This window comes from Kribbella sindirgiensis, from assembly GCF_004331435.1.
In the GTDB taxonomy this organism is placed as follows: domain Bacteria; phylum Actinomycetota; class Actinomycetes; order Propionibacteriales; family Kribbellaceae; genus Kribbella; species Kribbella sindirgiensis.
This window is the reverse complement of the sequence record NZ_SJKA01000003.1, coordinates 294,610-316,500: the sequence shown is the minus strand read 5'-3', so window position 1 is coordinate 316,500 and position 21,891 is coordinate 294,610. Positions and strand designations below refer to the sequence as shown.

Here is a 21,891-nt window from a genome sequence, read left to right as displayed (position 1 = left end):
CATGGCGCTCAAGGTTCATCACCTGCGTCCGGCGCCCGGTGCCAAGACCGCCAAGACCCGCGTGGGTCGTGGTGAGGGCAGCAAGGGCAAGACCGCCGGCCGCGGTACCAAGGGCAGCAAGGCGCGTAACAACATCCCCGAGTGGTTCGAGGGTGGCCAGATGCCGCTGCACATGCGGCTCCCGAAGCTGAAGGGCTTCAAGAGCAGGAACCGAGTGGAGTTCCAGGTCGTTAACCTGGACAAGCTCGGACAACTGTTCCCCGAAGGTGGCGAGGTCGGCATTGCCGACCTGGTGGCCAAGGGCGCGGTCCGTAGCGGTCAGCCGGTCAAGGTACTGGGTGACGGCGAACTGACCGTGGCACTGCAGGTCTCGGCCAACAAGTTCTCCAAGTCCGCCACGGACAAGATCCAGGCGGCCGGGGGGACCACGTCCGAGGTGTGACACGAGGTCCAGGGCTCGTAACGGCCGGTGCTTGATATCCTGCGCCGGTCGGACGGGCCCTGGTTCGTCTCTTGCCCAGCGGCTTAGCTAGGCCCCTGCCGTGCCCGCGGCAAGGGAAACTTGTGGGAGGACAGGGTGTTAGGCGCCTTTGCCAACGCGTTCAAGACTCCGGACCTGCGCCGGAAGATCTTGTTCGTGCTCTTCATCGTCGTGATCTTCCGGATCGGCTCCGTGGTGCCGGCCCCCGGCGTGAACGTTCAGTCCCTGGACACGTGTATCAAGATCTCCCAGGGCGGCCAGAACGCCAACCTCTACAACCTGATCAACCTGTTCTCCGGTGGGGCACTGCTGCAGCTCGCGATCTTCGCGCTCGGCATCATGCCCTACATCACCGCCAGCATCATCCTGCAGCTGCTCACCGTGGTGATCCCGCGGCTGGAGTCGCTGAAGAAGGAAGGCCAGGCGGGCCAGGGCAAGATCACGCAGTACACCCGGTTCCTGACCGTCGGGCTGGCGATCCTGCAGTCCACCGCGTTCGTGGCGCTGGCGCGGACGCCGGGCCGGCTGTTCCAGGGCTGCAACGAGCCGCTGCTGTACAAGGACGACTGGTTCACCATCACCGTGATGGTGCTGACCATGACCGCCGGCACCGGCGTCGTCATGTGGCTCGGCGAGCTGATCACCGACCGTGGTGTCGGTAACGGCATGTCGATCCTGATCTTCACCCAGATCGTCGCCACCTTCCCGACCCAGCTGTGGAGCATCCGCAAGCAGAAGGGCGTCACCACCTTCGTCGTGGTGATCGCGATCGGCCTCGTCATCATGGCCGCGGTCATCTTCATCGAGCAGGCTCAGCGCCGGATCCCGGTGCAGTACGCGAAGCGCATGGTCGGCCGGAAGATGTTCGGCGGAACGTCGACGTACATCCCGCTGAAGGTGAACCAGGCCGGTGTCATCCCGGTCATCTTCGCCTCGAGCCTGATGTATCTCCCGGTCCTGATCAGTCAGTTCCAGCAAGGCAAGGGCTGGTCCAACTGGATCCAGGCCCACTTGGTCAAGGGCGACCACCCGATCTACATGGTGACGTACGTCGCCTTGATCCTCTTCTTCACGTACTTCTACGTCTCGATCACCTTCAACCCGAAGGAGGTCGCCGACAACATGAAGAAGTACGGCGGCTTCATCCCGGGGATCCGGGCGGGCCGGCCGACCGAGGAATACCTGAAGTACGTGTTGGACCGCATCACGCTGCCCGGCGCGATCTACCTCGCGGCGATCTCGATGATCCCGCTGGTCGCTCTCGTCCTGCTGAACGCGAGCCAGAACTTCCCGTTCGGCGGTACGTCGATCCTGATCATGGTCGGCGTCGGACTCGACACGGTGAAGCAGATCGAGAGTCAGCTGCAGCAGCGTAACTACGAAGGGTTCCTGCGCTGATGAGAATGTTGCTGATGGGTCCGCCCGGGGCGGGCAAGGGCACGCAGGCAAAGGTGCTTGCGGAACGCCTGAAGATCCCGGCCGTGTCCACCGGCGACATCTTCCGTGCGAACGTGAAGGACGAGACGCCGCTGGGGATCGAGGCCAAGCGGTACATGGACGCCGGCGACTACGTCCCGGACGAGGTCACGAACTCGATGGTGCGCGACCGGCTGTCCGAGGCCGACGCGGGCGAGGGCTTCCTGCTCGACGGGTACCCGCGGACGCTGGCCCAGGTGGGCACGCTGGACGAGATCCTGGCCGACCACGGTCACAAGCTGGACGCCGTCGTCGCGCTGGTCGCCGATATCGACGTACTCGTCGAGCGGATGACGAAGCGGGCCCACATCGAGGGCCGGACGGACGACTCCGAAGAGGTCGTCCGGCACCGGCAGGACGTCTACACGGCCGAGACCAAGCCGCTGCTGCAGGTGTACGCCGAGCGCGGCCTGCTGGTCGAGGTCGACGGCGTCGGCGAGATCGAAGAGGTCAGTGAGCGCGTCCTCGTCGCGCTGAAGACCGTCACGGAGTAGACCGGACGTGATGTTCAGGGACCGCGGTATCGAGATCAAGACCCGCGAGCAGATCCTCTCCATGCGGAAGGCCGGCCTGGTGGTCGGCCGGACGCTGGAGCTGCTCCGCGGTGCGGTCCGGGCCGGAATCACCACCGGCGAGCTGGACGCGATCGCGGAGGACAACATCCGGTCCTCCGGCGCGACGCCGTCGTTCAAGGGGTACCACGGGTTCACCGGCTCGATCTGCGCGTCGGTGAACGACGAGATCGTGCACGGCATCCCGGGCGACCGGGTGCTGGCCGACGGCGACCTGATCTCGATCGACTGCGGTGCGATCGTGGACGGGTGGCACGGCGACGCCGCGATCACCGTGCCGGTCGGCGAGGTGGACGCGGAGCTGCTGGACCTCGCCCGGATCTGCGCGGAGTCGATGTGGCACGGGTTCGCCGCGGCGCGGCTCGGCGGGCGGCTGTCGGACATCTCGGCCGCGGTCGAGGCGCATGTCCGCGCGAACTCGTCGTACGGAATCGTCGAGGACTTCGTCGGGCACGGGATCGGTTCAGCGATGCACCAGCCGCCGAACGTGCCGAACTTCGGCCGCCCCGGGCGCGGCCCGAAGCTGGTCGAGGGGATGGCACTGGCCGTCGAGCCGATGCTCACGCTCGGCAAGCAGGACAACCACACGCTCGAGGACGACTGGACGGTCGTCACCGACGACGGCCGGTACGCCGCCCACACCGAGCACACGTTCACGCTGACCCCGGCCGGCCCGTGGGTCCTGACCGCCCTCGACGGCGGCGAATCCCACCTCGCCGACCTCGGCGTCAAGTTCGGCGCCCTGGCCGACTGACGGACCCTGTGGGTCCACCCGTTGGGGGACGCGGAGGGGACCGGGGCTGAGGCACACTTGTGACATGCCTCAGTACCAGCCGCACCAGCGTTTCACCGAAGCCGACCGGGACAAGATCGCCGGGCGGTTGCGGGACGCGTTCGCGGACGGGCGGCTGGACCAGCCCGAGTTCTCGTCCCGGCTCGACCAGCTCTACACCGTGCAGACGTACGGCGAGCTCGAGCCGCTGGTGCGGGACCTGCCGGCGGTCCGGACGTACGAGACGCCCAAGGTGGTGCAGGACCGCAAGCCGGCGCCCGAGCCGGGGAACTTCCCGGAGCGGAAGAAGGACAACCACCCGCACGGCCGCGCCGGAGCGATCGGCGGCTTCACCGGCGTCGTGATGATCAACGTGGTGATCTGGTTCGTGATCGGTCTCGGCAACGGCGGGCACTGGCCGCACTTCTGGCCGGTCTGGCTGCTGATCCCGTGGGCGGTCATCGCCCTCGGCGGCCTGGGCAGACGCCGTTGACGGCGGCCCAGGTCAGCCACCGCGTCACCGGACCGCGGTTGCGGTCCGACCTGGCGTGGCAGCTGCACCAAGGGGCTGCGATCGTCTACGTGATCTGGTTCGCCGTCGCCGTACCGCTGGCGATCGCCGGGCTGCTGCTGGAACCGCGCTGGGTGGGCTGGATGGTGCTGGCCTGGTTCCTGGTGCTGATCGGGTTCACGGTGCTGCTGCGGGTCCGTGACGGCCGGCGGCGACGGGCGTGGGCCGAGGCCGCCGGGCAGCTCGGATGGCGGATCAGCGCGTCCGGGACGGAACTCCTGGATCGTTGGCCGTTCCCACCGTTCGACGTGGACCCGAAGGCCGAGGTCGTCGACGTGACGTCCGGGCGGCATCGCGGCCGGGAGTTCTGGACCGGACGGTTCCGGCACAAGGTCCGGCGCCGTGAACTCGGCTTCGACTTCCTTGATCTGCACGTGGAGCGGCCCCTGCCGCCGTTGCAGGTGCTGCCGACCGCACTGGCGCCGGTCGCGGCAGCCGGCTACCTGCCGCTGCCTTTGCAGATCGACGGATTGCCGGCGCGGTACGGCTTGTTCAACGGGCGCGAGGACCACGCGACGGCGGTCCTGCATCCGCGGGCGGTCGAGGCGCTGGCCGACGTACCGGCGTTCGGTTTCAGCTGTGAGGGCAGGCGATTCGTCGCGATCCTTCCGGCGTACCGCGACACGACCACCGCCCTCGCCCAACTGGACGCGGCCTGCGACCTGCTCGACCTGATGCCCGAGCAGGTCTGGCGTGCGGGTGAGCAGTGGGCGGCTACTCAGCAGGAGTCCTGAGTACGCCGATGAGCGCCGCGAGGTCCCCGTCGCCGTGCCCAGCGGCGACTGCCCTGCGCAGCAGTTCGCCCATCGGCGCCACCAGCATCGGGTCGACGCCTTGTGCAATGGACGTTTCGGTCAGGTTGTCGAAGGAGGCTGCCTGCATCGCGAGGTTCGAGCCGGCGGTGTCGCCCGGCCCGTTGTCGAGATCCTCGGCGATGGGAGGCAGCGAGCCGAGCATCGCGGTCAGCCACGGGAAGAGGAAGCGTTCGGTGAACGGTCCGGCCGGGACGTTCTCGGTGCCGACCAGCGCCAGCGCGTGCTGGGCGCCGCCGAACATCCCGTACATCGCGCTCAGCAAGGCGATGTCGTACAGGGCTGCGAGCCCCGGATCGGCGCCGACGTACTCGGGACGTGCCGGCACGGACAGATCGGCGCGGTGCTTCTCGAACGCTTCCGGTACGCCGCTGTAGAAGATGAACGCCGCGGGACCGCCGATCATCGCGGGCACTGCCATGATCCCGCCGTCGACGTACTGCGCTCCCGCGGCCGAGACTCGTTCCGCGGTCGCGCGGGCCTGGTCGGGAGTGCTGTTGGTGAGGTTGACGACTGTCTTGCCGCTCAGATCGATGCCGTCCAGTGTGCTGCGGACGGTGTCGTCGACGAGCAGGCAGACGATCACGAGCGGACTCGCGGCGATCGCCTCGGCGGCTGTCGCGGCGCGCACCGCGTCGAGTTCGGGAGAGCGGCCGGGGGTGCGGTTCCAGACGGTGGTCGGATGGCCGGCGGCCAGGTAGGCCCGGGCGAGAGCGGTCCCCATCGCCCCGAGCCCAAGGACGGTGACAGGTGTCTTCATGCCGTCCACCCTGGTGCTTAAGCTTTAGGATGGACAAGTACCCACTAAATAGTCAGGTACTGACGGAAGGGTAAGTATGCGCGCCTACACCTGTGGCCTGGACGCCGCCGCCGATGTGATCGGCGGGAAGTGGAAGCCGCGGATCCTGTGGGCGTTGCACCACGGGCCGATGCGGTTCGGGGAGTTGCGGCGGGAGATCTCCGGGGTCACCGAGAAGATGCTGATCCAGCAACTGCGGGAGCTGGAATCGCGGGACATCGTGCACCGGGAGGTGTTCCACCAGGTGCCGCCGAAGGTGGAGTACTCACTCACCGAACTCGGGCGATCACTCAACGAAGCGCTGATACCCTTGGACACCTGGGGATCGGAGCATCTGACCGAGCTCGAGGCCTCGCGGGTGCGCTGACCGGGTCTCGATTGGGTTTCGCCTGGGTGTCTGGCGTACACTCGGTCCTTGGCTACTTTGTGGCCATAGCCAGTCACGTCTACAGAAGTGCGAGGACATGCCCAAAAAAGAGGGAGTTATCGAACTCGAGGGCACCATCGTCGAGGCCCTGCCGAACGCGATGTTCCGTGTTGAGCTGTCCAACGGGCACAAGGTGCTCGCGCACATCAGCGGCAAGATGAGGCAGCACTACATCCGGATCCTCCCCGAGGACCGGGTCGTCGTGGAGCTGTCGCCGTACGACCTCACCCGGGGTCGGATCGTCTATCGGTACAAGTAAGACCCACCAACACCTGTCGAAGAAAGTAGCTCGATGAAGGTCAATCCGAGCGTCAAGAAGATCTGCGACAAGTGCAAGGTGATCCGCCGTCACGGCCGGGTCATGGTGATCTGCGAGAACCCGCGGCACAAGCAGCGGCAGGGCTGACAAAGCCTTCACGCAGGAACACGGCACTTTCGCACCACAGCGCGCATGCTCGTCCGGGATCCGTCCCGGACGTTGCCCCCGGAACAGAGGCCGGGGCCTTGCCGGTGCTCTACCCAATGAGAAGCGGGTACGAATCACCGAGGCGGGCAAGGACGCAGCGCGCCACCACACCTCTGCTGACGAAAGGAACACCGCCACATGGCACGCCTCGTAGGAGTCGACCTGCCGCGCGACAAGCGCATCGAGGTCGCTCTGACCTACATCTTCGGTGTGGGCCGTACTCGGGCCCTGGAAACGCTGAAGAACACCGGGGTCTCCCCGGACAAGCGCGTCCACGAGCTGGGCGACGAAGAGCTGGTCAAGCTCCGGGACTGGATCGAAGGCAACTACAAGATCGAGGGTGACCTCCGTCGCGAGGTGACCGCGGACATCCGCCGCAAGATCGAGATCGGGTCGTACCAGGGTCGCCGGCACCGCAGCGGACTGCCGGTGCGCGGTCAGCGCACCCGCACCAACGCCCGCAGCCGTAAGGGTCGTCGTAAGGCGATCGCCGGCAAGAAGAAGAAGTGACCCGGATGACCGTCGACCCCAGGAGCAACTGACCTATGCCTCCCAAGAGCCGCACCGCGGCCGGCGCGAAGAAGGTGCGCCGCAAGGAGAAGAAGAACGTGGCCGCCGGCCACGCGCACATCAAGAGCACGTTCAACAACACGATCGTGACGATCACCGACCCGACCGGCGCGGTCATCTCGTGGGCTTCCGCGGGCACCGTCGGCTTCAAGGGTTCGCGCAAGTCGACCCCGTTCGCCGCGCAGATGGCCGCCGAGGCCGCCGGGCGCCGGGCGATGGAGCACGGCATGCGCAAGATCGACGTGTTCGTCAAGGGTCCCGGCTCCGGCCGTGAGACCGCGATCCGTTCGCTGGGTGCGGTCGGCCTCGAGGTCGGCACCATCCAGGACGTCACCCCAGTCGCCCACAACGGATGCCGCCCGCCGAAGCGGCGCCGGGTCTGACCCCAGAGAGAGGAAGGTAGCGAACCATGGCCCGTTACACCGGACCTATGACCAAGAAGTCGCGCCGTCTCGGGGTCGACCTCGTCGGTGGCGACAAGGCGTTCGAGCGTCGTCCGTACCCGCCGGGTATGCACGGCCGCGGCCGCCCGAAGGAGAGCGAGTACCTGCTCCAGCTGCGCGAGAAGCAGAAGGCGCGTTACTCGTACGGCGTCCTCGAGAAGCAGTTCCGCCGGTACTACGAGGAGGCCTCGCGGCGCTCCGGCAAGACCGGTGACAACCTGCTGCAGATCCTCGAGTCCCGCCTGGACAACGTGGTCTACCGCTCCGGCCTGGCCCGGACGCGCCGGCAGGCCCGTCAGCTCGTCGTCCACGGTCACTTCACCGTGAACGGCGTCAAGGTGAACATCCCGTCGTACCGCGTTTCCGCTCACGACATCATCGATGTCAAGCAGAAGTCGGTCGAGACGACGCCGTTCATCATCGCCCGGGAGACGCACAGCGAGCGCGTCGTACCGGCTTGGCTCGAGGTGATGCCCGAAAGGCTGCGGATCCTCGTCCACCAGCTGCCGACCCGGCAGCAGATCGACACCCAGGTCGCCGAGCACCTGATCGTCGAGCTCTACTCGAAGAACTGACCCGGTTCCGGCCGGCGGCCTGCGGGCCGCCGGCCGGATCGGTGCGTTCTTCCTTCGCGACCTCAAATAGTGGTCGTCGCGGAACAGAAAGAAGACAGAAGTGCTTATCGCACAGCGCCCCACCCTGACCGAAGAGGTCGTCGACGAGTACCGCTCGCGGTTCGTGATCGAGCCGCTGGAGCCGGGCTTCGGTTACACCCTCGGTAACTCGATCCGCCGGACCCTGCTGTCCTCCATCCCGGGGGCGGCCGTCACCAGCATCAAGATCGACGGTGTCCTGCACGAGTTCTCGACCGTCGCCGGTGTCAAGGAAGACGCGACCCAGCTGATCCTGAACCTGAAGGACCTGGTCGTCTCCTCCGAGCACGACGAGCCGGTCACCATGTACCTGCGCAAGCAGGGCCCCGGTGACGTCACCGCCGCCGACATCGCGCCGCCGGCCGGTGTCGAGGTGCACAACCCGGACCTGAAGATCGCCACCCTGAACGAGAAGGGCCGGCTCGAGATGGAGCTGGTCGTCGAGCGGGGCCGCGGCTACGTGTCCGCCGTACAGAACAAGTCCGCCGACGCCGAGATCGGCCGGATGCCGGTCGACTCGATCTACTCGCCGGTCCTCAAGGTCACCTACAAGGTCGAGGCGACCCGTGTCGAGCAGCGCACCGACTTCGACCGGCTCGTGGTCGACGTCGAGACCAAGCCGTCGATGCTGCCCCGCGACGCCGTCGCGTCGGCCGGTAAGACCCTGGTCGAGCTGTTCGGTCTGGCCCGTGAGCTGAACGTCGAGGCCGAGGGCATCGACATCGGTCCGTCGCCGGTCGACGAGCAGATGGCCGCCGACCTGGCCCTGCCGGTCGAGGACCTGCAGCTGACCGTCCGGTCGTACAACTGCCTGAAGCGTGAGGGCATCCACACCGTGGGTGAGCTGATCTCGCGCAGCGAGCAGGACCTGCTGGACATCCGGAACTTCGGCTCCAAGTCGATCGACGAGGTCAAGCTGAAGCTGGCCGAGATGGGCCTGTCGCTGAAGGACTCGCCTCCCGGCTTCGACCTGCGCGCCGCGTCCGGTGCCTACGGCAACGAGGCGGACGACGAGGACGAGAGCTTCGCCGAGACCGAGCAGTACTGAGCTGACCAAGGCCCGTCGGGCCCTACATCCGCAACGGCTCGACGAGCCTTAGATTCCTGGAGTTATCGAGATGCCAACCCCCACCAAGGGTGCCCGGCTGGGCGGCAGCCCGGCGCACGAGAAGCTGATCCTCAGCAACCTCGCGACGTCGCTGTTCGAGCACGGCGCCATCACCACCACCGCGGCCAAGGCCAAGCGCCTGCAGCCGCTGGCGGAGCAGATGATCACCAAGGCGAAGCGTGGTGACCTCAACTCGCGCCGCCAGGTGATGAAGCGGATCAAGGACAAGAGCGTCGTGCACGTGCTCTTCACCGAGATCGGCGAGCGGTACGCCGACCGCCCGGGTGGCTACACCCGGATCACCAAGCTCGGCCCGCGCAAGGGCGACAACGCCCCGATGGTGAAGATCGAGCTGGTCGAGGCGCTGTCGGACTCGCCGAAGGCGAAGAAGACGGCCGCCAAGAAGGCGCCGGCGAAGAAGGCCGCGGCCGCCGAGACCAAGGTCGAGGACAAGGTCGAGGACGCGCCGGTTCAGGACGTCGTGACCGGTAAGTACGACAACTCGGCCGCCCCGATCGCCGACGGCTCCGCGCCGGAGGGCTACCCGGTCAAGGGCAACGAGAACTCGATGAAGTACCACACCACCGAGTCCCCGTGGTACGAGCAGACCGTCGCCGAGGTCTGGTTCAAGACCGCGGAAGACGCCGAGGCGGCCGGTTTCGCCAAGGCCGGCGAGTCGGACGACGACAAGTAAGCACTCCTTCAGCGCCCCCTCACCGCACGGTGAGGGGGCGCTGTTGCGTTAGATTGCCGTGTGCGTTGGCGGATTGATCTTCGGTACGACGGAGCGGCCTTTCACGGGTGGGCCCGTCAGGAGGGTCTCCGTACCGTGCAGGGGGAGCTCGAAGAGGCGGTTCGCGTCGTACTGCGGCTGCCGGAGCCGGTGATCGTGACCTGTGCCGGACGGACCGACACGGGCGTGCACGCCCGGGGACAGGTCACCCACGTCGACGTGGAAGGCGCTGTGGACCCGCTGAGGCTCTTGAGAGGGCTGAACGGCGTCCTGCCCGCGGACGTAGCTGTCACGGCCGTCACGGCGGCTCCTGAGGGCTTTGACGCCCGGTTCTCCGCCCTGGCCCGCCGGTACGTGTACCGGCTGTGTGACGACCCAGCCGGCTGGGACCCGCTCACCCGGGGCCATGTGCTGCGGGTTGGGCGGCCGATGGATGTGGATCGTATGAACGCTGCCGCGACCGGTCTGCTCGGAGAGCACGACTTCGCGGCATTCTGCAAGAAGCGGGAAGGCGCCAGCACGGTGCGGGCCCTGCTGGAGTTCTCGTGGCGGCGGACCGGCGTAGGGCAGCTGGAGGGCACTGTGATCGCAGATGCCTTCTGTCACTCGATGGTGCGAGCACTGGTGGGGTCGATGATCCCGGTGGGTGACGGGCGTCGGGACGTCGAGTGGCCGGCCGCCGTACTGGCTGGGAAGGTGCGGGACTCGGCTGTGTCCGTTCTGCCGGCGCACGGGCTGACACTGGAAGAGGTGCGCTACCCGGCGGACGGCGAGCTGGCCGCGCGGGCGTTGCAGGCCCGACAGGTGCGAGGAGAGGTACATCAGCGTGGGTGACCACTTCTTTTCGGCGGAGCCGCAGTCGGCGGACGTACGGCGTACCGTCGAAGCCCAGATCTGGGGACGGTCGTACGTCTTCACGACGGCTACCGGGGTGTTCTCCCGAGACCGGTTGGACATCGGTACGTCGGTTCTCCTGCGCTCGGTGGAACCGCCGAGCGCAGCGGGGACGTTCCTCGACCTCGGGACCGGCTACGGGCCGATCGCGTGCGCGCTGGCGACAGAGGTGCCGGAGGCAACGGTGTGGGCGGTCGACGTGAACACGCGCGCGCTCGAGCTGACGGTGGAGAACGCCAAGGCTGCGGGGGTCTCGGACCGGGTGCGGGCGGTGCTGCCGGACGACGTACCGGAGGACGTGCTGTTCGACGAGATCTGGTCGAACCCCGCGATCCACATCGGCAAACCCGAACTCCACAAGATGTTGCTGCGCTGGCTGGAACGTCTCGCGCCGGGTGGGACCGCGCGGTTCGTTGTCGGAAAGAATCTGGGCGGTGACTCGCTGCAGCGGTGGATGACCGAGCAGGGGTATCCGTGTGAGCGGACCGGGAGCGCCAAGGGTTTCCGGGTGCTGCGAGCCCGCCGGGATTAATTTGCCTCAGGCATCCATATCCGGGATATCGTTGCCTGGATGACGGAAACGGGGAGCAGCGAGCCGGATCCGCGCTGGTCGTTCGACGAGGAGCGGGCGTTCGAGTCGGCGCGCAATCGCATCGGTGCGGTGATCGCGGCGTACAGCGCCCGGATCGGCGCCGCGGACGACGCCGGTGACCACGCCGAGGCCGATCGGCTGGCGGAGGTGTCGGCCGAGTACGAGGAGCTGCGGCGCGGGCTGTCTCCCGACGACGGGGCCGAGATCGCGCGGATCAACGCGGAGTTCCCCGAGCTGCTCGCCAGGGTCCGCGCCGGCCGGCAATGAGCCAGCTGCCGAAGGAGAAGCTGGCCGACTTCTACCGCCGGCGGATCCAGCCCGGCATCGCCAAGCACGGCCGTGGGCGCCCGCCGTGGCGGCAGCCCACCGTGCTGTTCATCCTCGGACAGCCCGGCGCGGGCAAGACGACCATGCAGGCGGCGGCGATGGAACGCCTCGGCATGAAGAAGGCGTACGTCCTCGATCACGACGAGTTGCTGGAGAAACACCCCGACTACGCGGGGGCGGCGCTCGACGACGACTACCACGCGACCGTCGGGCATGCGGACGACGCGGCGCAGTGGCGCGGGTGGGCGTTCCACGACATCAAGGCGCGGCGGATGGACGTCGTCGTGCCGTACCCGATCGGCGACCTCGACCTGATGCGGTCGTTCCAGGAGCAGGGGTACCGGGTCGAGGTCGCGATCGCGGCCGTGCACGAGTCGCAGAGCCAGCTCGGGATCATGGAGCGGTTCAACGACAGCCGGCAGGAGGTCGGGTACGGCCGGTGGATCTCGGCCGAGCAGCACGACCAGCTGTACCGCCAGATGCTGGACACCGCGGACGCGATCGAGGCGGAGGGTGTCGCCGACGGCGTGCACGTGTACCGGCGGGGTGAGGCCGAGCCGGTGTTCACGAACGAGCGGAAGAACGGCGTCTGGCGGCACCAGATCGGGTCCAGCCGCTGGGCGATCGAGACCGAGCGCAACCGCCCGTGGACCGACCGCGAGGTCAACCACTTCGTCCGCGGCTACAACAAACTGGCCGAACTGGCCCGGCGCCCCCTCAAGGACCACTTCAGGGCAATGCCCCTGATGGCAACCCCCGAGGGCCACCGCCTGCTGGCCAAACTCCACCAAACCGCCGCCCCCAAACTCGCCGAACACCAACGCCTCACCGCCCTGAAAGCCCAAGCCGACGCCGCCCGAGCCGCCGCCCAGCAACCCCAGCAGCCCCAGCAGCAGATGCCTCCGCCTCCGCGGTATGCGCCGCATCAGCAGCACGTGGCGCAGCCATGGCAGGAGCAGGTGCCGCAGCAGCAACCGCAGCCGCAGCAACCGCAGCCGCAGCAGGGGCGGGTGGAGCATGACTGGGAGCGGTTTGCGGTGCGGTTGCAGGCTGAGCAGAGCCCTGCGTCTGGTATCTCTGTGCCTGGGGCCGACGCGCACTCGCAGTCTGCGGGGGAGCAGCGGCCGCAGCGGGGACAGGGTGCGGCTCGGGACGAGCGTGGTGGCGGAGACAACGGTCGGTTGGCTCGGTGACCTCGGCCGGACGGTGCCGTACTGCAACGGACAGCGGTCCACCGGCGTCCTGAGGGGTATGGAGGCAGTCTTGGCGGCAGCTGAGGTTCGGACGGGGCCGCTCGACTTCGAGGTGTGGGTCACCGAGAAGGCGGATGCCCTGCTGCGGTTCGCGTATGTCCTGACCGGTGACGCGAACCTGGCCGAGGACGCCGTACAGGACGCTCTGACGACAGCCTGTGCACGCTGGGGCCGGGTGAGCCGGGCCGACGACCCCGAGGCGTACGTGAAGCGGATGGTGGTGAACGCGCACATCTCCTGGTGGCGGCGGTTCCGCCGGCGGGAGGCGCCGGTCGACGACCCGGTGCGCACGGCGCGCGCCGTCTCGGACGGTACGGCGGCCCGCGCGGAGGCGGATGCCATTTGGGACCTGTGCGCGACCCTCCCGGACAAGCAGCGAGCTGCCGTCGTACTGCGGTTCTACGAGGAACTGTCGTACGCCGAGATCGCCCAGCTGCTGCACTGCGCGGAGGCGACGGCGCGGTCGCACGTCCACCGCGCACTGGCTGCGTTGAAGACCACACTGAGCACGGAAGGAGCCGAGGATGCCTGAGCAGCACGACCCAGAGCAGGAGCTCGGCCCCAAGTTCACCTCTGCGTTCCAGGACCAGGCGGGTACTCAGGACATGCAGACGTCCGGTCTGGCCCGTGAGGCACGTCGACGAGTGCGCCGCCGCCGGCAGGCGTTGTCGATGGCTGCGGGTGCAGTCCTGGTCGTTGCGGCTGTTGGAGGCGTGTGGGGCTTGCTGGGCGGTGAGTCACCGGTAGCCACCAGCCAGAGCGACTCGGCTTCCGCGGGCAAAGAGGCCGCACCTGAGCCGCGGTCCTCACATGGCGTGGCCTCGAACGCCGAGAACGCAGCCTGCCCGATCTCTCACCCGATCCAGCAGGCTGCGGCGCCCAACGACGTACCGGCTGGGACGGGACTCGACCTGAACACACCGGTGGCCGGTCTTCGCGCGTGCCGCTACAGCACGGGTGCGGGCGGTCTGCTCGGACAGGAGCAGTTCAGCGCTGCTGTCGCGCAGCAGGTGGTCAACGCGATCAAGGTGCTCCCGGAGCGGAACCCGGACCTGCCGGTGTTCAAGTGCGCTCCGCAGGTCGCCAAGCCGTCCGAGGCGATCGCACTCCGCTTCGACACCGCAGCCGGTACCAAGGAGATCTGGGTCGTGTACGACGGATGCACGTCGTCGGGCTTCTTCACCGGCAGCCACACGTACGGGCTGTACTCCGCGCCGCTGAAACTGTTCATGACGGGCTCGGTCCGCCCGTCCGGCGGTACCTACCTGAGCGCGCTCAAGGACTGGTAGCTCACTCGACCCCGCGGCCGTGCTTACGGGCGGAGCCGATCTGCCGGACGTTGTCGGGGCGTCCGCCGGTGTCTACTGCCGAATCGGTGTGCTGGCTCGGTGCCGTGTGCGACCACAGGAACTGCTGCAGCTTCGCGATCTCCTGATCTCGTGCGGTCACGGGCCCATGGTCGGGCAGCCGCTCGTAGTACGCCTGTTCGCGTCCCACGACCGGCTGCTGCGCCGGCCAGCCCTTACTGGCCCAGACCTGCTGGATCTCCTCCTCGCGGTCGCGGAACGTCTCGCGCAGAGAGTCCGGGAGCTCCGGCGGCTCCTCGCCCGGGTGCTCCGCCTCCCAGGACTCGTAATGGGCCTTGATGTCGCCGAGATTCGTACTGAACTCGACTTCGGTCCACTCTGCCGAGTCCCAGCCCCAACTGTGCTTTGAGCCGGGGTGCGTGAGTTCGCTCATCTCCGTCATCGTGAGGCCGCCGAGTCCGCGGCGGAGCGGCCCAGTCAGGTGCTCGCGCAGTTCGGCGCGGTGCGACTCGGGGACCAGTTCGCCGACCTCATGGTCGAGCGCCTCGTCGGCGATCGCGTTCAGCCGCTGCGTGCGCTCGGTGCTGTCGATGAGTTCGCCGAGCCGGCGGTGGCTCAACCCGGTGGGGCCGCCCAGCGTGTACAAGAGCCGGTCCGTGGCCGCGGAGTACGCCGGGAACAACGGTGCCTGAGCGACCAGAGGCAGCGACTGGTCGGTCATGCTCTCCGCGATCCGGCCGCTGTACTCCCGGCTGAACTGGTCGCACCGGGCGTTCTCGAGGGCGATGTCCTCGAGCGACTCGAGCGGTGTCGCGCCCGGCAGGCTGTCGTCCCCGACCTCGGACATCGAGTGCCGCGCCTGGAACACCGCCATTCTGGTCGCCTCCGCAGCCGCGAACTGCTGGTCGGAAGTCAGTGTCTCGCCTGGGGTGTAGGCGGGGCGGGCCTGGTCGAGGACGTGCTTGCGGCTGATCGTCATGCTTCCGTCGGGAAGGCAGACGCCGGCGACGTCTCCGGGCTGCTCGTACAGCTTGCCGTTCCAGTGGGAAGGCCGGCCGGAGTACTCCTCGGCCTTGGCGACGACCGACGAGATCCAGTCGTGATCCCAGGTGCCCGCGGGGATCTCCGGGCCGCGTTCGAGGAGCTCGTTCATCGGGTCTCCTTCGGCAACCGGGCAAGCCGTTCCGCGAGCGAGCTGTTCATCAGCAGTACGGAGGCGCGCTCGCCCGGAGCCGTTTGGGGCAGCAGGTCACCGATCCGCTGGACCGTCTCCCCGAGCTCGGCGACCAGCTCGTCCCCGGAGGCAGCCGACATCATGGCTTCGGCGTACAGCCGCTGTACTTCCCGATAAGCGTCCATCGGTGCCGATCATCCCTTGCAAAGGGTCGACTGCCCGGCCGGTACGTCGCTCGACCGCCGCCACGATAACTGTTCGCGTGCGGGTTGCGGTGGCCGTCAGACTGGGGGGATGGGTCACGTGGATGTTGCCGGTGTGGGGTTCGAGCTGCCGGACGGGCGGGTGTTGCTGGACGACGTCACGTTCCGGGTCGGGGACGGTGCGAAGGTCGCGCTGGTCGGGGCGAACGGTTCGGGCAAGACCACGCTCACCAGGATCATCTCGGGCGACCTGAAGCCGCACAGCGGCAGCATCTCCCGGTCCGGTGGGCTGGGCGTGATGCGGCAGTTCGTCGGTTCGGTGCGCGACTCGTCGACCGTGCGGGACCTGCTGCTCGGTGTGGCGCCGGAGGCGATCCAGCAGGCCGCGGCCAAGCTGGACAAGGCCGAGCAGAAGATGATGGACGCGGACGACGAGAAGACCCAGCTCCGGTACGCGCAGGCCGTGGCGGACTGGGGCGAGGTCGGTGGGTACGACGCGGAGGTCCTCTGGGACGTCTGTACGACGGCCGCACTCGGCGTACCGTTCGACCGCTGTCGCTGGCGTGAGGTGAAGACGCTGTCCGGCGGTGAGCAGAAGCGTCTGGTGCTGGAGGCGCTGCTGCGCGGCCCGGACGAGGTCCTGATGCTGGACGAGCCTGACAACTACCTCGACGTACCGGGGAAGCGGTGGCTCGAGGACCAGCTGCGTACCTCCGACAAGACCGTGCTGTACATCAGCCACGACCGGGAGCTGCTGGCCAACACCGCTACCCGCATCGTCACCGTAGAGCTCGGTGCGGCGGGTAACACCGCGTGGACGCACGGCGGCGGGTTCGCGACCTACCACGAGGCCCGGCGGCACCGGTTCGAGCGTTTCGAGGAGCTACGCAAGCGCTGGGACGAGGAGCACGCCAAGCTGCGCGCACAGATGCTCATGTACAAGCAGAAGGCGGCGTACAACTCCGACATGGCGTCGCGCTACCGGGCGTCGCAGACGCGGCTGCGCAAGTTCGAGGAGGCCGGTCCGCCGCAGGCCTTGCCACGCGAGCAGAAGGTCAGCATGCGTCTGACCGGTGGCCGCACGGGCAAGCGGGCCGTGGTGTGCACCGCACTCGAGCTGACCGGGCTGATGAAGCCCTTCGACCTTGAGGTCTGGTACGGCGAGCGCGTCGCCGTACTGGGCTCCAACGGGTCCGGGAAGTCGCACTTCCTGCGGCTGCTCGCCAACGGTGGTTCGGACCCGGATGTGGAGCACGAGCCCGTCGGCGACGTACAGATCCCGTCTGTGGCGCACACCGGCAACGCCAAGCTCGGTGCGCGCGTACGGCCTGGCTGGTTCGCGCAGACCCACGAGCACCCGGAGCTGGTCGGTCGGACGTTGCTGGAGATCCTGCACCGCGGCGACGACCACCGGGACGGCATGGGGCGCGAGCTGGCGTCGCGGAAGCTGGACCGGTACGAGCTGGCGCACGCGGCCGAGCAGACCTTCGACAGCCTGTCCGGAGGTCAGCAGGCCCGTTTCCAGATCCTCCTCCTGGAGCTGTCCGGTGCGACGCTGCTCCTCCTCGACGAGCCCACCGACAACCTGGACGTCGAGTCGGCCGAGGCGCTGGAAGAGGGCCTCGACTCGTTCGACGGCACGGTGCTCGCGGTGACCCACGACCGCTGGTTCGCCCGCGGCTTCGACCGCTACCTGGTCTTCGGCGCCGACGGCTCGGTCTACGAACCCGACGAGCCGGTCTGGGATGAAGGTCGCGTAGAAAGGGCCCGCTGACCTTAGAGTTCTCCCACACCGTGGAGGGGGGACTGTGATGACAGGCGATCTGGCTGCCCGCTGGGCCGGCGCTGTTGTCCCGAGCTGGATCTATCGCTGGCTTCTGCCGGTGGTCTGGCTCGGGGCGATTGTGGCGTCGGTCGTTGGTGACACCAGCAGCTGCTCGATCGAGGACCCGACGATCTGCGGTCCGGACCGGACGTTCTCACTGGCGATGATCGCCTGCTTCGCGTCGCTCGCGCTGTTGTGGTGGCGGCCGATCGCTGCCGCGGCCGCCGGTGTGCTGTTCATGGTCCTCGACCTCCGGTACGACGATGTCGCCTCGGCACGGGTCGCCTGGACCGTGTACGGCGTCCTGTGTGCCGTACTGCTGATCTGGTTCTTCACGAGCCGCCGCAGACAACGGTCCCTGGTGGCGGGGATGCCGCGACAGCAGGTGCAGGTGCCGGCGGCCGCACCGGTCGGTGTGACCAGCCGACTCCTCGTGGCGGGCGGCCTGGTGCTGGTAGGCGCTGCGGCGCTCGGTCTGATGCAGTGGCAGGACCAGCGCGAGGAAACGCATGTACGACGTGCTGTCGAGCAGACCGCTGTCGTGAAGGGTACGAACGACGACGGGGACCTTGTTCTGCAGCTGCCCGACGGCCGCAGCCACACCGTGACCGTGGTGGACGACTACGACACCGGTGCGCAGGTCCCGGTCCTGATCGACCCTGCGGACCCGGACTGGCTCCGGCTGCGGGCCGAGCTCGCCGACTACACCTGGTGGTACACGGTGGCCGGTGGCGCGTGGGTGCTGGCGCTCCTGTTCTTGCTCGGCGACCTCCAGCTGCGTAGGGCCCGGCCGCGCGGGTCGTGGAACGGACAGGCGATGCCGGTCCGGATCGAGCCGGACGCCTCCTCTGCGTTCGCGGTCCGGTCGGCGGACGGCGCGGTACTGCTGGGCTTTCTCGAGGCAGAACTGGACGACGCGGAGAGCGATCTCCGGCTGTTCGAAGCCTTCACCGCGCTCGACGAGGACGAAGACGCCGCACCGGCCAGGCTCAATCAGGAGTGGACGGAAACGCTCAGGCGGTACCGCGGCGACGCCCTGCTGGTCGGCGATCTGGCCGAGGGCAGCTGGCCGACCATTCTGCTCGGTGGCCGGGCGCTCCGCCCGGTCAGCCCGTTCCGGGCGCCGCGTCGGGTGCCGTGGCGCACCGAGAAGTCCGAGGGGCTACCGACGGACTTCGAGCCGGACGAGGACGCACCTCGCCGTCCGTCGGTCGAGGCGGCGCGGGACGTACCGATGCTGCCGTGGGAGGTGCCGCTGGAGACCCGGTCCTGGTGGAATCTGCCGGCGTTCGTCGCCGTACTGGTGGCCGCGCCGGTCGCAGTCGGGACTTTCGCGAGCTGGGGTGAGTGGTACGGCGCCGTCGTGGCGACCTTCGTCGGCGCGCAGCTGGTGCACTCCCTCGGTTCACGTGCGTTCTACCGGGTGACTGCGACCGCGACCGAGCTGACGATTCGCACCGGCTGGTTCGAGCAGCGCGTGCCGTGGCGGGCCGTGGAGTCGGTCGAGGTCGAGGACGAAGGGCTCAGCCTGGCGGCAGGTGACGACTGGCACGTTGTCGGCGGCATCGCGGACAAGGAACTCCCCAACGTCGCAGCCGTCTTCGAAACTCTCCGGCTGCGCTCACGCACCGGTCTGCCGGAAGAGCCCGCCGCCCGCCGACCCTCACCAGTACTGCTGATCAACGCCGTCTACGTGGCGATCTGCCTGCTCATCCTCGCTCTGACCCGCTGGAACCCGTTCTAGGGCGCCACACACCAGCCGTCGCGGTACGCCGCCCAGTGCTCGTCGGTGGCCGCGAAGTCGACGTACAAGGCCAGGCCGAAGTTCTGGCGAGGTGAGTCGCCAAGACCGAGGCGTGCGCCGCGTACTGCCGCGCTGACCGTCTCCGCGTTGCCCCAGTGGGACGGGTTGTTCTCCCAGTACGCCGGGAGCCCCATGAGGAGGTCCGTACCTGGTGGGGTGACCTCCAGCGCCAGCTTGGTCTGCTTGGCTACGTACCCGCCGTACAGGGACTCCAGCGGCTGTGCGGTGTCGTAGGACATGACGGCGATCTGGGTGACCCGGTCCGCGACCTGGCGGAAGTAGTCCTGTGACCACCACTTGTCGATCGGGATCACGTGCAGGTACCAGAGCGGGTCGATCTGCGCCGCCGCGACCGACAACGTCGTACCCAGCGCCCGGGTCTCGTCGAGCACGGCCAGGTAGCCCTTCGACCCGGACCGCACCGGCTCGAAGTCGTAGTGGATGCCCTGAAACCCCTGCTGCAGAACGGCGGACGCCGACTCGACGACCCGGCGGCGTACCGCCGAATCGTCGAGGTTCATCCCGGGGTCCTTGCCAGGCTGGACCACATCACCGAGCCAGGCCTGCACGCGGACCGCGGGAGCCGCGGCATGCATCGCGTCGACGAACCAGCGCGCCTGCGGCGAAACCTTTGCCAACGGCAACGAGCCGTCATGCTCCAGCGGACCGGTGTGCACGTAGAGGTCGCGGATGCCGGTGCCCTGCAGCCGTTGCGCCAGGGCGGTCACGTCGGCGCCGGTCTTCCGGCCGTCGACCCAGGCGTGGCCGAGCCAGAGCGCGTCCTGGTCGCGGGTCCTGGCCGTCGGGTCGCCGGCGTACTGCACGCGCAACGAGATCCCGTAAGCACCGATCGGCACGATCAGGAGCAGCAGCAGCGCAATGACGATCTTGAGAGCACGCTTCACCGGCGAGGCTTCAGGCCGTCGTAGATCAGGGCGAGCATCCGGTCGCGCGTCTCCGGGTCGAGCTTGGCCGCGGTCGCGCCGCGGGACGCGCCGATCAGCAACGCGTAGACCTCCGGCATCTCCGCGTCGTCCCGGACCGCACCGGCCTTCTGGGCCGCCGTCAGCAGTCCGCTGAAGGCCTCCCGCATCCCCCGTCCGGCTTCCCGGGCCTCCTCGCCGGCCGCCGCCCCCGCCGCGGTCAGTGCTTCGGCGATCGCGAGCTTCGACGCGGACTCCGACACGACCTGCGTGAAGAACTCGAAGAACGCCGTACCCGGGTCGTCGCTCGCGGCCAGCTCCAGGGCCCGGTCGCGGATCCGCTCCAGGCGCAGCGTCAGGACAGCCTCGAGTAGTTCGGTCTTGGTCGCGAAGTGCCGGAACACGGTCGCGATCCCGACCCCGGCCAGCCTCGCCACATCGTCGGTCGACGCCCCCGGCGACCGCCCGAAGACGTCGTCCGCGGCCGTCATGATCCTGGCCCGATTGTCCCGTGCGTCTGCTCGCACCCCAGCTCCCCTCCGTCGCCCCTCAGCCTAGAAGACGCCCGGAACGCCGCCGAGGTTGTAAACGAAGTCACGACTCCATATATTCGAAGTCATCACTCCGTTTATACCCGTGAGGAATCCGATGACTCCTGAAGAGGTCTTCCTGAAGCTCGTGCACGGTGTCGCCGACCGCGACTTCGCCGTCCTGCCGGAGCTGTACGCCGAGCAGACCGACGTCCGGCACCCGATGAACCCGTACGGCGACCACCCGCTGCTCAGCCGGGACGCGCTCCGCGAGCACTTCGGCGGCGTCGGCCCGCGGGTCACCGAGGTGGTGCGCTTCCAGCCGGACAACCTCCGCGTGCACCAGACCGCCGACCCCGAGGTGATCGTCGCCGAGTTCGAGTACGCCGGCACGATCGTGGCCACCGGCGAGCCGTTCCGGGTGCCGGCGATCTTCGTCCTGCGGGTGCGCGACGGGCTGATCGTGGAGTCCCGGGACTACATCGACCACCTGTCGATGATCCGCGCCCGCGGCCAGGTGGACGAACTCGTCGCCCACCTGAAGGAACCGGCGGGCGCCCCGGCCGCGTCGTAGTCGGCAGAGGCGCCGGACGGCCCCGGACCGAGGCATCAAGCCCGCCCGGGGCCGTCTCCAATTCGGACCGGCATCACGCTCAGAGCCTTCGCGGCGACGACGAGCCCGGCCGCCGCGAGTACGACGTCCTTCAGGACGTACTGCGCCTCCAGCGTCGGGGTTCCCGGGAACAGGTCGCCGAAGAACAGCACCAGCGGCGACATGATCCCGACCAGCGAGAAGCCGAGCACCAGCAGCCCGGTCCGCAGCAGCCGGCCGGAGACGAGCGTGAGCCCGATGAAGCACTCCATCACCGCGGTCAGCAGGACGGCGGACCGCCCGTGGATGATGCCGAACGTCAGCGTGTCGATGGTCCGCATCACCAGCGCCTCCGCCGGGCTGGCCCCGGGGAAGAACTTCAGTACGCCGAACACCAGGAAGATCAGCCCGAGGCTGACTCGCAGGATGTCGACGCTACGCTGCCCGAGCCACTCGGCGGCCCGATTTCCCTTGTGGATCACGGTGTTCATGGTGGTCTCCCTGTTCAGAATCGATGTCCTGAACAGGTTCGCGAAAACCACCCGCCTGCCGCGTCGGGCGGCCGGCGGCACTTGCGCTACGCC

The 21,891-nt window shown here is 68.2% G+C and carries 29 protein-coding genes; 23 read left to right on the top strand and 6 right to left on the bottom strand.

The annotated features are described in order from the left end of the window. Position 1: 1 nt before the first annotated feature. The 6 genes from rplO (at position 2) to E0H50_RS09935 (ending at position 4,606) form a co-directional block, all read left to right on the top strand. On the top strand, positions 2–442 hold the full coding sequence (rplO, locus tag E0H50_RS09960; RefSeq protein WP_131286340.1) for a 50S ribosomal protein L15: 441 nt from the start codon (positions 2–4) through the stop codon (positions 440–442). 135 nt (positions 443–577) lie between these two features. Continuing rightward, the gene (gene secY, locus E0H50_RS09955) at positions 578–1,879 is read left to right on the top strand and encodes a preprotein translocase subunit SecY (protein WP_131286339.1); all 1,302 of its coding nucleotides are present in this window, start codon (positions 578–580) and stop codon (positions 1,877–1,879) included. Then, positions 1,879–2,451 (top strand): adenylate kinase, encoded by a 573-nt coding sequence (locus E0H50_RS09950; protein ID WP_202868082.1) that lies wholly within the window; start codon positions 1,879–1,881, stop codon positions 2,449–2,451. Before secY ends, E0H50_RS09950 begins: the two co-directional genes overlap by 1 nt. A 10-nt stretch (positions 2,452–2,461) precedes the next feature. Further along, positions 2,462–3,283, top strand: coding sequence for a type I methionyl aminopeptidase (gene map / locus E0H50_RS09945; protein WP_420323240.1), 822 nt, complete (start codon positions 2,462–2,464; stop codon positions 3,281–3,283). Positions 3,284–3,347: 64 nt separating this feature from the next. Continuing rightward, positions 3,348–3,794, top strand: coding sequence for a DUF1707 SHOCT-like domain-containing protein (locus E0H50_RS09940; protein ID WP_131286337.1), 447 nt, complete (start codon positions 3,348–3,350; stop codon positions 3,792–3,794). Further along, positions 3,791–4,606, top strand: coding sequence for a hypothetical protein (locus tag E0H50_RS09935; RefSeq protein WP_131286336.1), 816 nt, complete (start codon positions 3,791–3,793; stop codon positions 4,604–4,606). The genes E0H50_RS09940 and E0H50_RS09935 overlap by 4 nt, the downstream gene beginning before the upstream one ends. On the opposite strand, the gene E0H50_RS09930 is transcribed toward E0H50_RS09935, so the two are convergent. Beyond that, the gene (locus tag E0H50_RS09930) at positions 4,587–5,444 is read right to left on the bottom strand and encodes an NAD(P)-dependent oxidoreductase (protein WP_131286335.1); all 858 of its coding nucleotides are present in this window, start codon (positions 5,442–5,444) and stop codon (positions 4,587–4,589) included. The two genes, E0H50_RS09935 and E0H50_RS09930, sit on opposite strands and share 20 nt — an antisense overlap. 76 nt (positions 5,445–5,520) lie before the next feature. Here E0H50_RS09930 and E0H50_RS09925 point away from each other — a divergent pair, with 76 nt between their 5' ends. The 14 genes from E0H50_RS09925 (at position 5,521) to E0H50_RS09860 (ending at position 14,238) form a co-directional block, all read left to right on the top strand. Further along, positions 5,521–5,850 carry a winged helix-turn-helix transcriptional regulator gene (locus tag E0H50_RS09925; RefSeq protein WP_131286334.1) on the top strand — a complete coding sequence of 110 codons (330 nt, stop codon included), beginning with the start codon at positions 5,521–5,523 and terminating at the stop codon, positions 5,848–5,850. Positions 5,851–5,947: 97 nt separating this feature from the next. After that, positions 5,948–6,169, top strand: a complete 222-nt coding sequence (infA, locus tag E0H50_RS09920) for a translation initiation factor IF-1 (RefSeq protein WP_012923661.1) — start codon at positions 5,948–5,950, stop codon at positions 6,167–6,169. 33 nt (positions 6,170–6,202) lie between these two features. After that, the gene (rpmJ, locus tag E0H50_RS09915; RefSeq protein WP_008361054.1) at positions 6,203–6,316 is read left to right on the top strand and encodes a 50S ribosomal protein L36; all 114 of its coding nucleotides are present in this window, start codon (positions 6,203–6,205) and stop codon (positions 6,314–6,316) included. 198 nt (positions 6,317–6,514) lie between these two features. After that, a complete protein-coding gene (gene rpsM / locus E0H50_RS09910; RefSeq protein ID WP_131286333.1) occupies positions 6,515–6,886 on the top strand; it encodes a 30S ribosomal protein S13 in 372 nt (123 codons plus the stop codon). A gap of 35 nt (positions 6,887–6,921) precedes the next feature. Further along, on the top strand, positions 6,922–7,329 hold the full coding sequence (rpsK, locus tag E0H50_RS09905) for a 30S ribosomal protein S11 (RefSeq protein ID WP_131286332.1): 408 nt from the start codon (positions 6,922–6,924) through the stop codon (positions 7,327–7,329). 26 nt (positions 7,330–7,355) lie between these two features. After that, complete coding sequence (gene rpsD / locus E0H50_RS09900) at positions 7,356–7,964, top strand: 30S ribosomal protein S4 (protein WP_131286331.1); 609 nt, start codon at positions 7,356–7,358, stop codon at positions 7,962–7,964. 100 nt (positions 7,965–8,064) lie between these two features. Next, positions 8,065–9,090: a DNA-directed RNA polymerase subunit alpha gene (locus E0H50_RS09895; RefSeq protein ID WP_130384620.1), complete on the top strand. Its 1,026-nt coding sequence runs from the start codon at positions 8,065–8,067 to the stop codon at positions 9,088–9,090. Positions 9,091–9,160: 70 nt separating this feature from the next. After that, positions 9,161–9,844 (top strand): 50S ribosomal protein L17, sunset domain variant, encoded by a 684-nt coding sequence (gene rplQ / locus E0H50_RS44655; protein ID WP_131286330.1) that lies wholly within the window; start codon positions 9,161–9,163, stop codon positions 9,842–9,844. A gap of 60 nt (positions 9,845–9,904) precedes the next feature. Further along, positions 9,905–10,717: a tRNA pseudouridine(38-40) synthase TruA gene (truA, locus tag E0H50_RS09885; protein ID WP_131286329.1), complete on the top strand. Its 813-nt coding sequence runs from the start codon at positions 9,905–9,907 to the stop codon at positions 10,715–10,717. Beyond that, complete coding sequence (locus E0H50_RS09880) at positions 10,710–11,309, top strand: class I SAM-dependent methyltransferase (RefSeq protein WP_131286328.1); 600 nt, start codon at positions 10,710–10,712, stop codon at positions 11,307–11,309. The genes truA and E0H50_RS09880 overlap by 8 nt, the downstream gene beginning before the upstream one ends. Before the next feature lie 39 nt (positions 11,310–11,348). Beyond that, on the top strand, positions 11,349–11,636 hold the full coding sequence (locus E0H50_RS09875) for a hypothetical protein (protein ID WP_131286327.1): 288 nt from the start codon (positions 11,349–11,351) through the stop codon (positions 11,634–11,636). Beyond that, positions 11,633–12,889 (top strand): zeta toxin family protein, encoded by a 1,257-nt coding sequence (locus E0H50_RS09870; protein WP_131286326.1) that lies wholly within the window; start codon positions 11,633–11,635, stop codon positions 12,887–12,889. The genes E0H50_RS09875 and E0H50_RS09870 overlap by 4 nt, the downstream gene beginning before the upstream one ends. Beyond that, positions 12,858–13,481, top strand: coding sequence for a SigE family RNA polymerase sigma factor (locus tag E0H50_RS09865; RefSeq protein ID WP_238150873.1), 624 nt, complete (start codon positions 12,858–12,860; stop codon positions 13,479–13,481). The genes E0H50_RS09870 and E0H50_RS09865 overlap by 32 nt, the downstream gene beginning before the upstream one ends. Continuing rightward, a complete protein-coding gene (locus tag E0H50_RS09860; protein WP_131286325.1) occupies positions 13,474–14,238 on the top strand; it encodes a hypothetical protein in 765 nt (254 codons plus the stop codon). The genes E0H50_RS09865 and E0H50_RS09860 overlap by 8 nt, the downstream gene beginning before the upstream one ends. Position 14,239: 1 nt before the next feature. On the opposite strand, the gene E0H50_RS09855 is transcribed toward E0H50_RS09860, so the two are convergent. Continuing rightward, positions 14,240–15,409, bottom strand: coding sequence for a hypothetical protein (locus tag E0H50_RS09855; RefSeq protein ID WP_131286324.1), 1,170 nt, complete (start codon positions 15,407–15,409; stop codon positions 14,240–14,242). Beyond that, positions 15,406–15,615 carry a hypothetical protein gene (locus E0H50_RS09850; protein WP_131286323.1) on the bottom strand — a complete coding sequence of 70 codons (210 nt, stop codon included), beginning with the start codon at positions 15,613–15,615 and terminating at the stop codon, positions 15,406–15,408. The genes E0H50_RS09855 and E0H50_RS09850 overlap by 4 nt, the downstream gene beginning before the upstream one ends. A gap of 109 nt (positions 15,616–15,724) precedes the next feature. On the opposite strand from E0H50_RS09850, the gene E0H50_RS09845 reads away from it, so the two are divergent. Continuing rightward, a complete protein-coding gene (locus tag E0H50_RS09845) occupies positions 15,725–17,407 on the top strand; it encodes an ABC-F family ATP-binding cassette domain-containing protein (protein WP_131286322.1) in 1,683 nt (560 codons plus the stop codon). 37 nt (positions 17,408–17,444) lie between these two features. Beyond that, complete coding sequence (locus E0H50_RS09840) at positions 17,445–19,202, top strand: hypothetical protein (RefSeq protein WP_131286321.1); 1,758 nt, start codon at positions 17,445–17,447, stop codon at positions 19,200–19,202. Here E0H50_RS09840 and E0H50_RS09835 read toward each other — a convergent pair. Further along, positions 19,199–20,167, bottom strand: coding sequence for a glycoside hydrolase family 18 protein (locus E0H50_RS09835; protein ID WP_131286320.1), 969 nt, complete (start codon positions 20,165–20,167; stop codon positions 19,199–19,201). The two genes, E0H50_RS09840 and E0H50_RS09835, sit on opposite strands and share 4 nt — an antisense overlap. Beyond that, positions 20,164–20,712 carry a TetR/AcrR family transcriptional regulator gene (locus tag E0H50_RS09830; protein WP_238150872.1) on the bottom strand — a complete coding sequence of 183 codons (549 nt, stop codon included), beginning with the start codon at positions 20,710–20,712 and terminating at the stop codon, positions 20,164–20,166. Before E0H50_RS09830 ends, E0H50_RS09835 begins: the two co-directional genes overlap by 4 nt. A 121-nt stretch (positions 20,713–20,833) precedes the next feature. Between E0H50_RS09830 and E0H50_RS09825 the strand changes: the two genes are divergently transcribed. Continuing rightward, the gene (locus E0H50_RS09825) at positions 20,834–21,289 is read left to right on the top strand and encodes a nuclear transport factor 2 family protein (protein ID WP_131286319.1); all 456 of its coding nucleotides are present in this window, start codon (positions 20,834–20,836) and stop codon (positions 21,287–21,289) included. A 35-nt stretch (positions 21,290–21,324) separates the two neighbouring features. On the opposite strand, the gene E0H50_RS09820 is transcribed toward E0H50_RS09825, so the two are convergent. Further along, positions 21,325–21,798, bottom strand: a complete 474-nt coding sequence (locus E0H50_RS09820; protein WP_131286318.1) for a DoxX family membrane protein — start codon at positions 21,796–21,798, stop codon at positions 21,325–21,327. Positions 21,799–21,891 lie beyond the last annotated feature (93 nt).

What these genes read in the sequence shown, in the direction of transcription:
- rplO (WP_131286340.1), top strand. Translation starts at nt 2, where the DNA reads ATGGCGCTCAAGGTTCATCACCTGCGTCCGGCGCCCGGTGCCAAGACC.
- E0H50_RS09950 (WP_202868082.1), top strand. Translation starts at nt 1,879, where the DNA reads ATGAGAATGTTGCTGATGGGTCCGCCCGGGGCGGGCAAGGGCACGCAG.
- map (WP_420323240.1), top strand. Translation starts at nt 2,462, where the DNA reads ATGTTCAGGGACCGCGGTATCGAGATCAAGACCCGCGAGCAGATCCTC.
- E0H50_RS09940 (WP_131286337.1), top strand. Translation starts at nt 3,348, where the DNA reads ATGCCTCAGTACCAGCCGCACCAGCGTTTCACCGAAGCCGACCGGGAC.
- E0H50_RS09930 (WP_131286335.1), bottom strand. Translation starts at nt 5,444, where the DNA reads ATGAAGACACCTGTCACCGTCCTTGGGCTCGGGGCGATGGGGACCGCT.
- E0H50_RS09925 (WP_131286334.1), top strand. Translation starts at nt 5,521, where the DNA reads ATGCGCGCCTACACCTGTGGCCTGGACGCCGCCGCCGATGTGATCGGC.
- infA (WP_012923661.1), top strand. Translation starts at nt 5,948, where the DNA reads ATGCCCAAAAAAGAGGGAGTTATCGAACTCGAGGGCACCATCGTCGAG.
- rpmJ (WP_008361054.1), top strand. Translation starts at nt 6,203, where the DNA reads ATGAAGGTCAATCCGAGCGTCAAGAAGATCTGCGACAAGTGCAAGGTG.
- rpsM (WP_131286333.1), top strand. Translation starts at nt 6,515, where the DNA reads ATGGCACGCCTCGTAGGAGTCGACCTGCCGCGCGACAAGCGCATCGAG.
- rpsK (WP_131286332.1), top strand. Translation starts at nt 6,922, where the DNA reads ATGCCTCCCAAGAGCCGCACCGCGGCCGGCGCGAAGAAGGTGCGCCGC.
- rpsD (WP_131286331.1), top strand. Translation starts at nt 7,356, where the DNA reads ATGGCCCGTTACACCGGACCTATGACCAAGAAGTCGCGCCGTCTCGGG.
- rplQ (WP_131286330.1), top strand. Translation starts at nt 9,161, where the DNA reads ATGCCAACCCCCACCAAGGGTGCCCGGCTGGGCGGCAGCCCGGCGCAC.
- E0H50_RS09875 (WP_131286327.1), top strand. Translation starts at nt 11,349, where the DNA reads ATGACGGAAACGGGGAGCAGCGAGCCGGATCCGCGCTGGTCGTTCGAC.
- E0H50_RS09870 (WP_131286326.1), top strand. Translation starts at nt 11,633, where the DNA reads ATGAGCCAGCTGCCGAAGGAGAAGCTGGCCGACTTCTACCGCCGGCGG.
- E0H50_RS09860 (WP_131286325.1), top strand. Translation starts at nt 13,474, where the DNA reads ATGCCTGAGCAGCACGACCCAGAGCAGGAGCTCGGCCCCAAGTTCACC.
- E0H50_RS09855 (WP_131286324.1), bottom strand. Translation starts at nt 15,409, where the DNA reads ATGAACGAGCTCCTCGAACGCGGCCCGGAGATCCCCGCGGGCACCTGG.
- E0H50_RS09850 (WP_131286323.1), bottom strand. Translation starts at nt 15,615, where the DNA reads ATGGACGCTTATCGGGAAGTACAGCGGCTGTACGCCGAAGCCATGATG.
- E0H50_RS09845 (WP_131286322.1), top strand. Translation starts at nt 15,725, where the DNA reads ATGGGTCACGTGGATGTTGCCGGTGTGGGGTTCGAGCTGCCGGACGGG.
- E0H50_RS09840 (WP_131286321.1), top strand. Translation starts at nt 17,445, where the DNA reads ATGACAGGCGATCTGGCTGCCCGCTGGGCCGGCGCTGTTGTCCCGAGC.
- E0H50_RS09825 (WP_131286319.1), top strand. Translation starts at nt 20,834, where the DNA reads ATGACTCCTGAAGAGGTCTTCCTGAAGCTCGTGCACGGTGTCGCCGAC.
- E0H50_RS09820 (WP_131286318.1), bottom strand. Translation starts at nt 21,798, where the DNA reads ATGAACACCGTGATCCACAAGGGAAATCGGGCCGCCGAGTGGCTCGGG.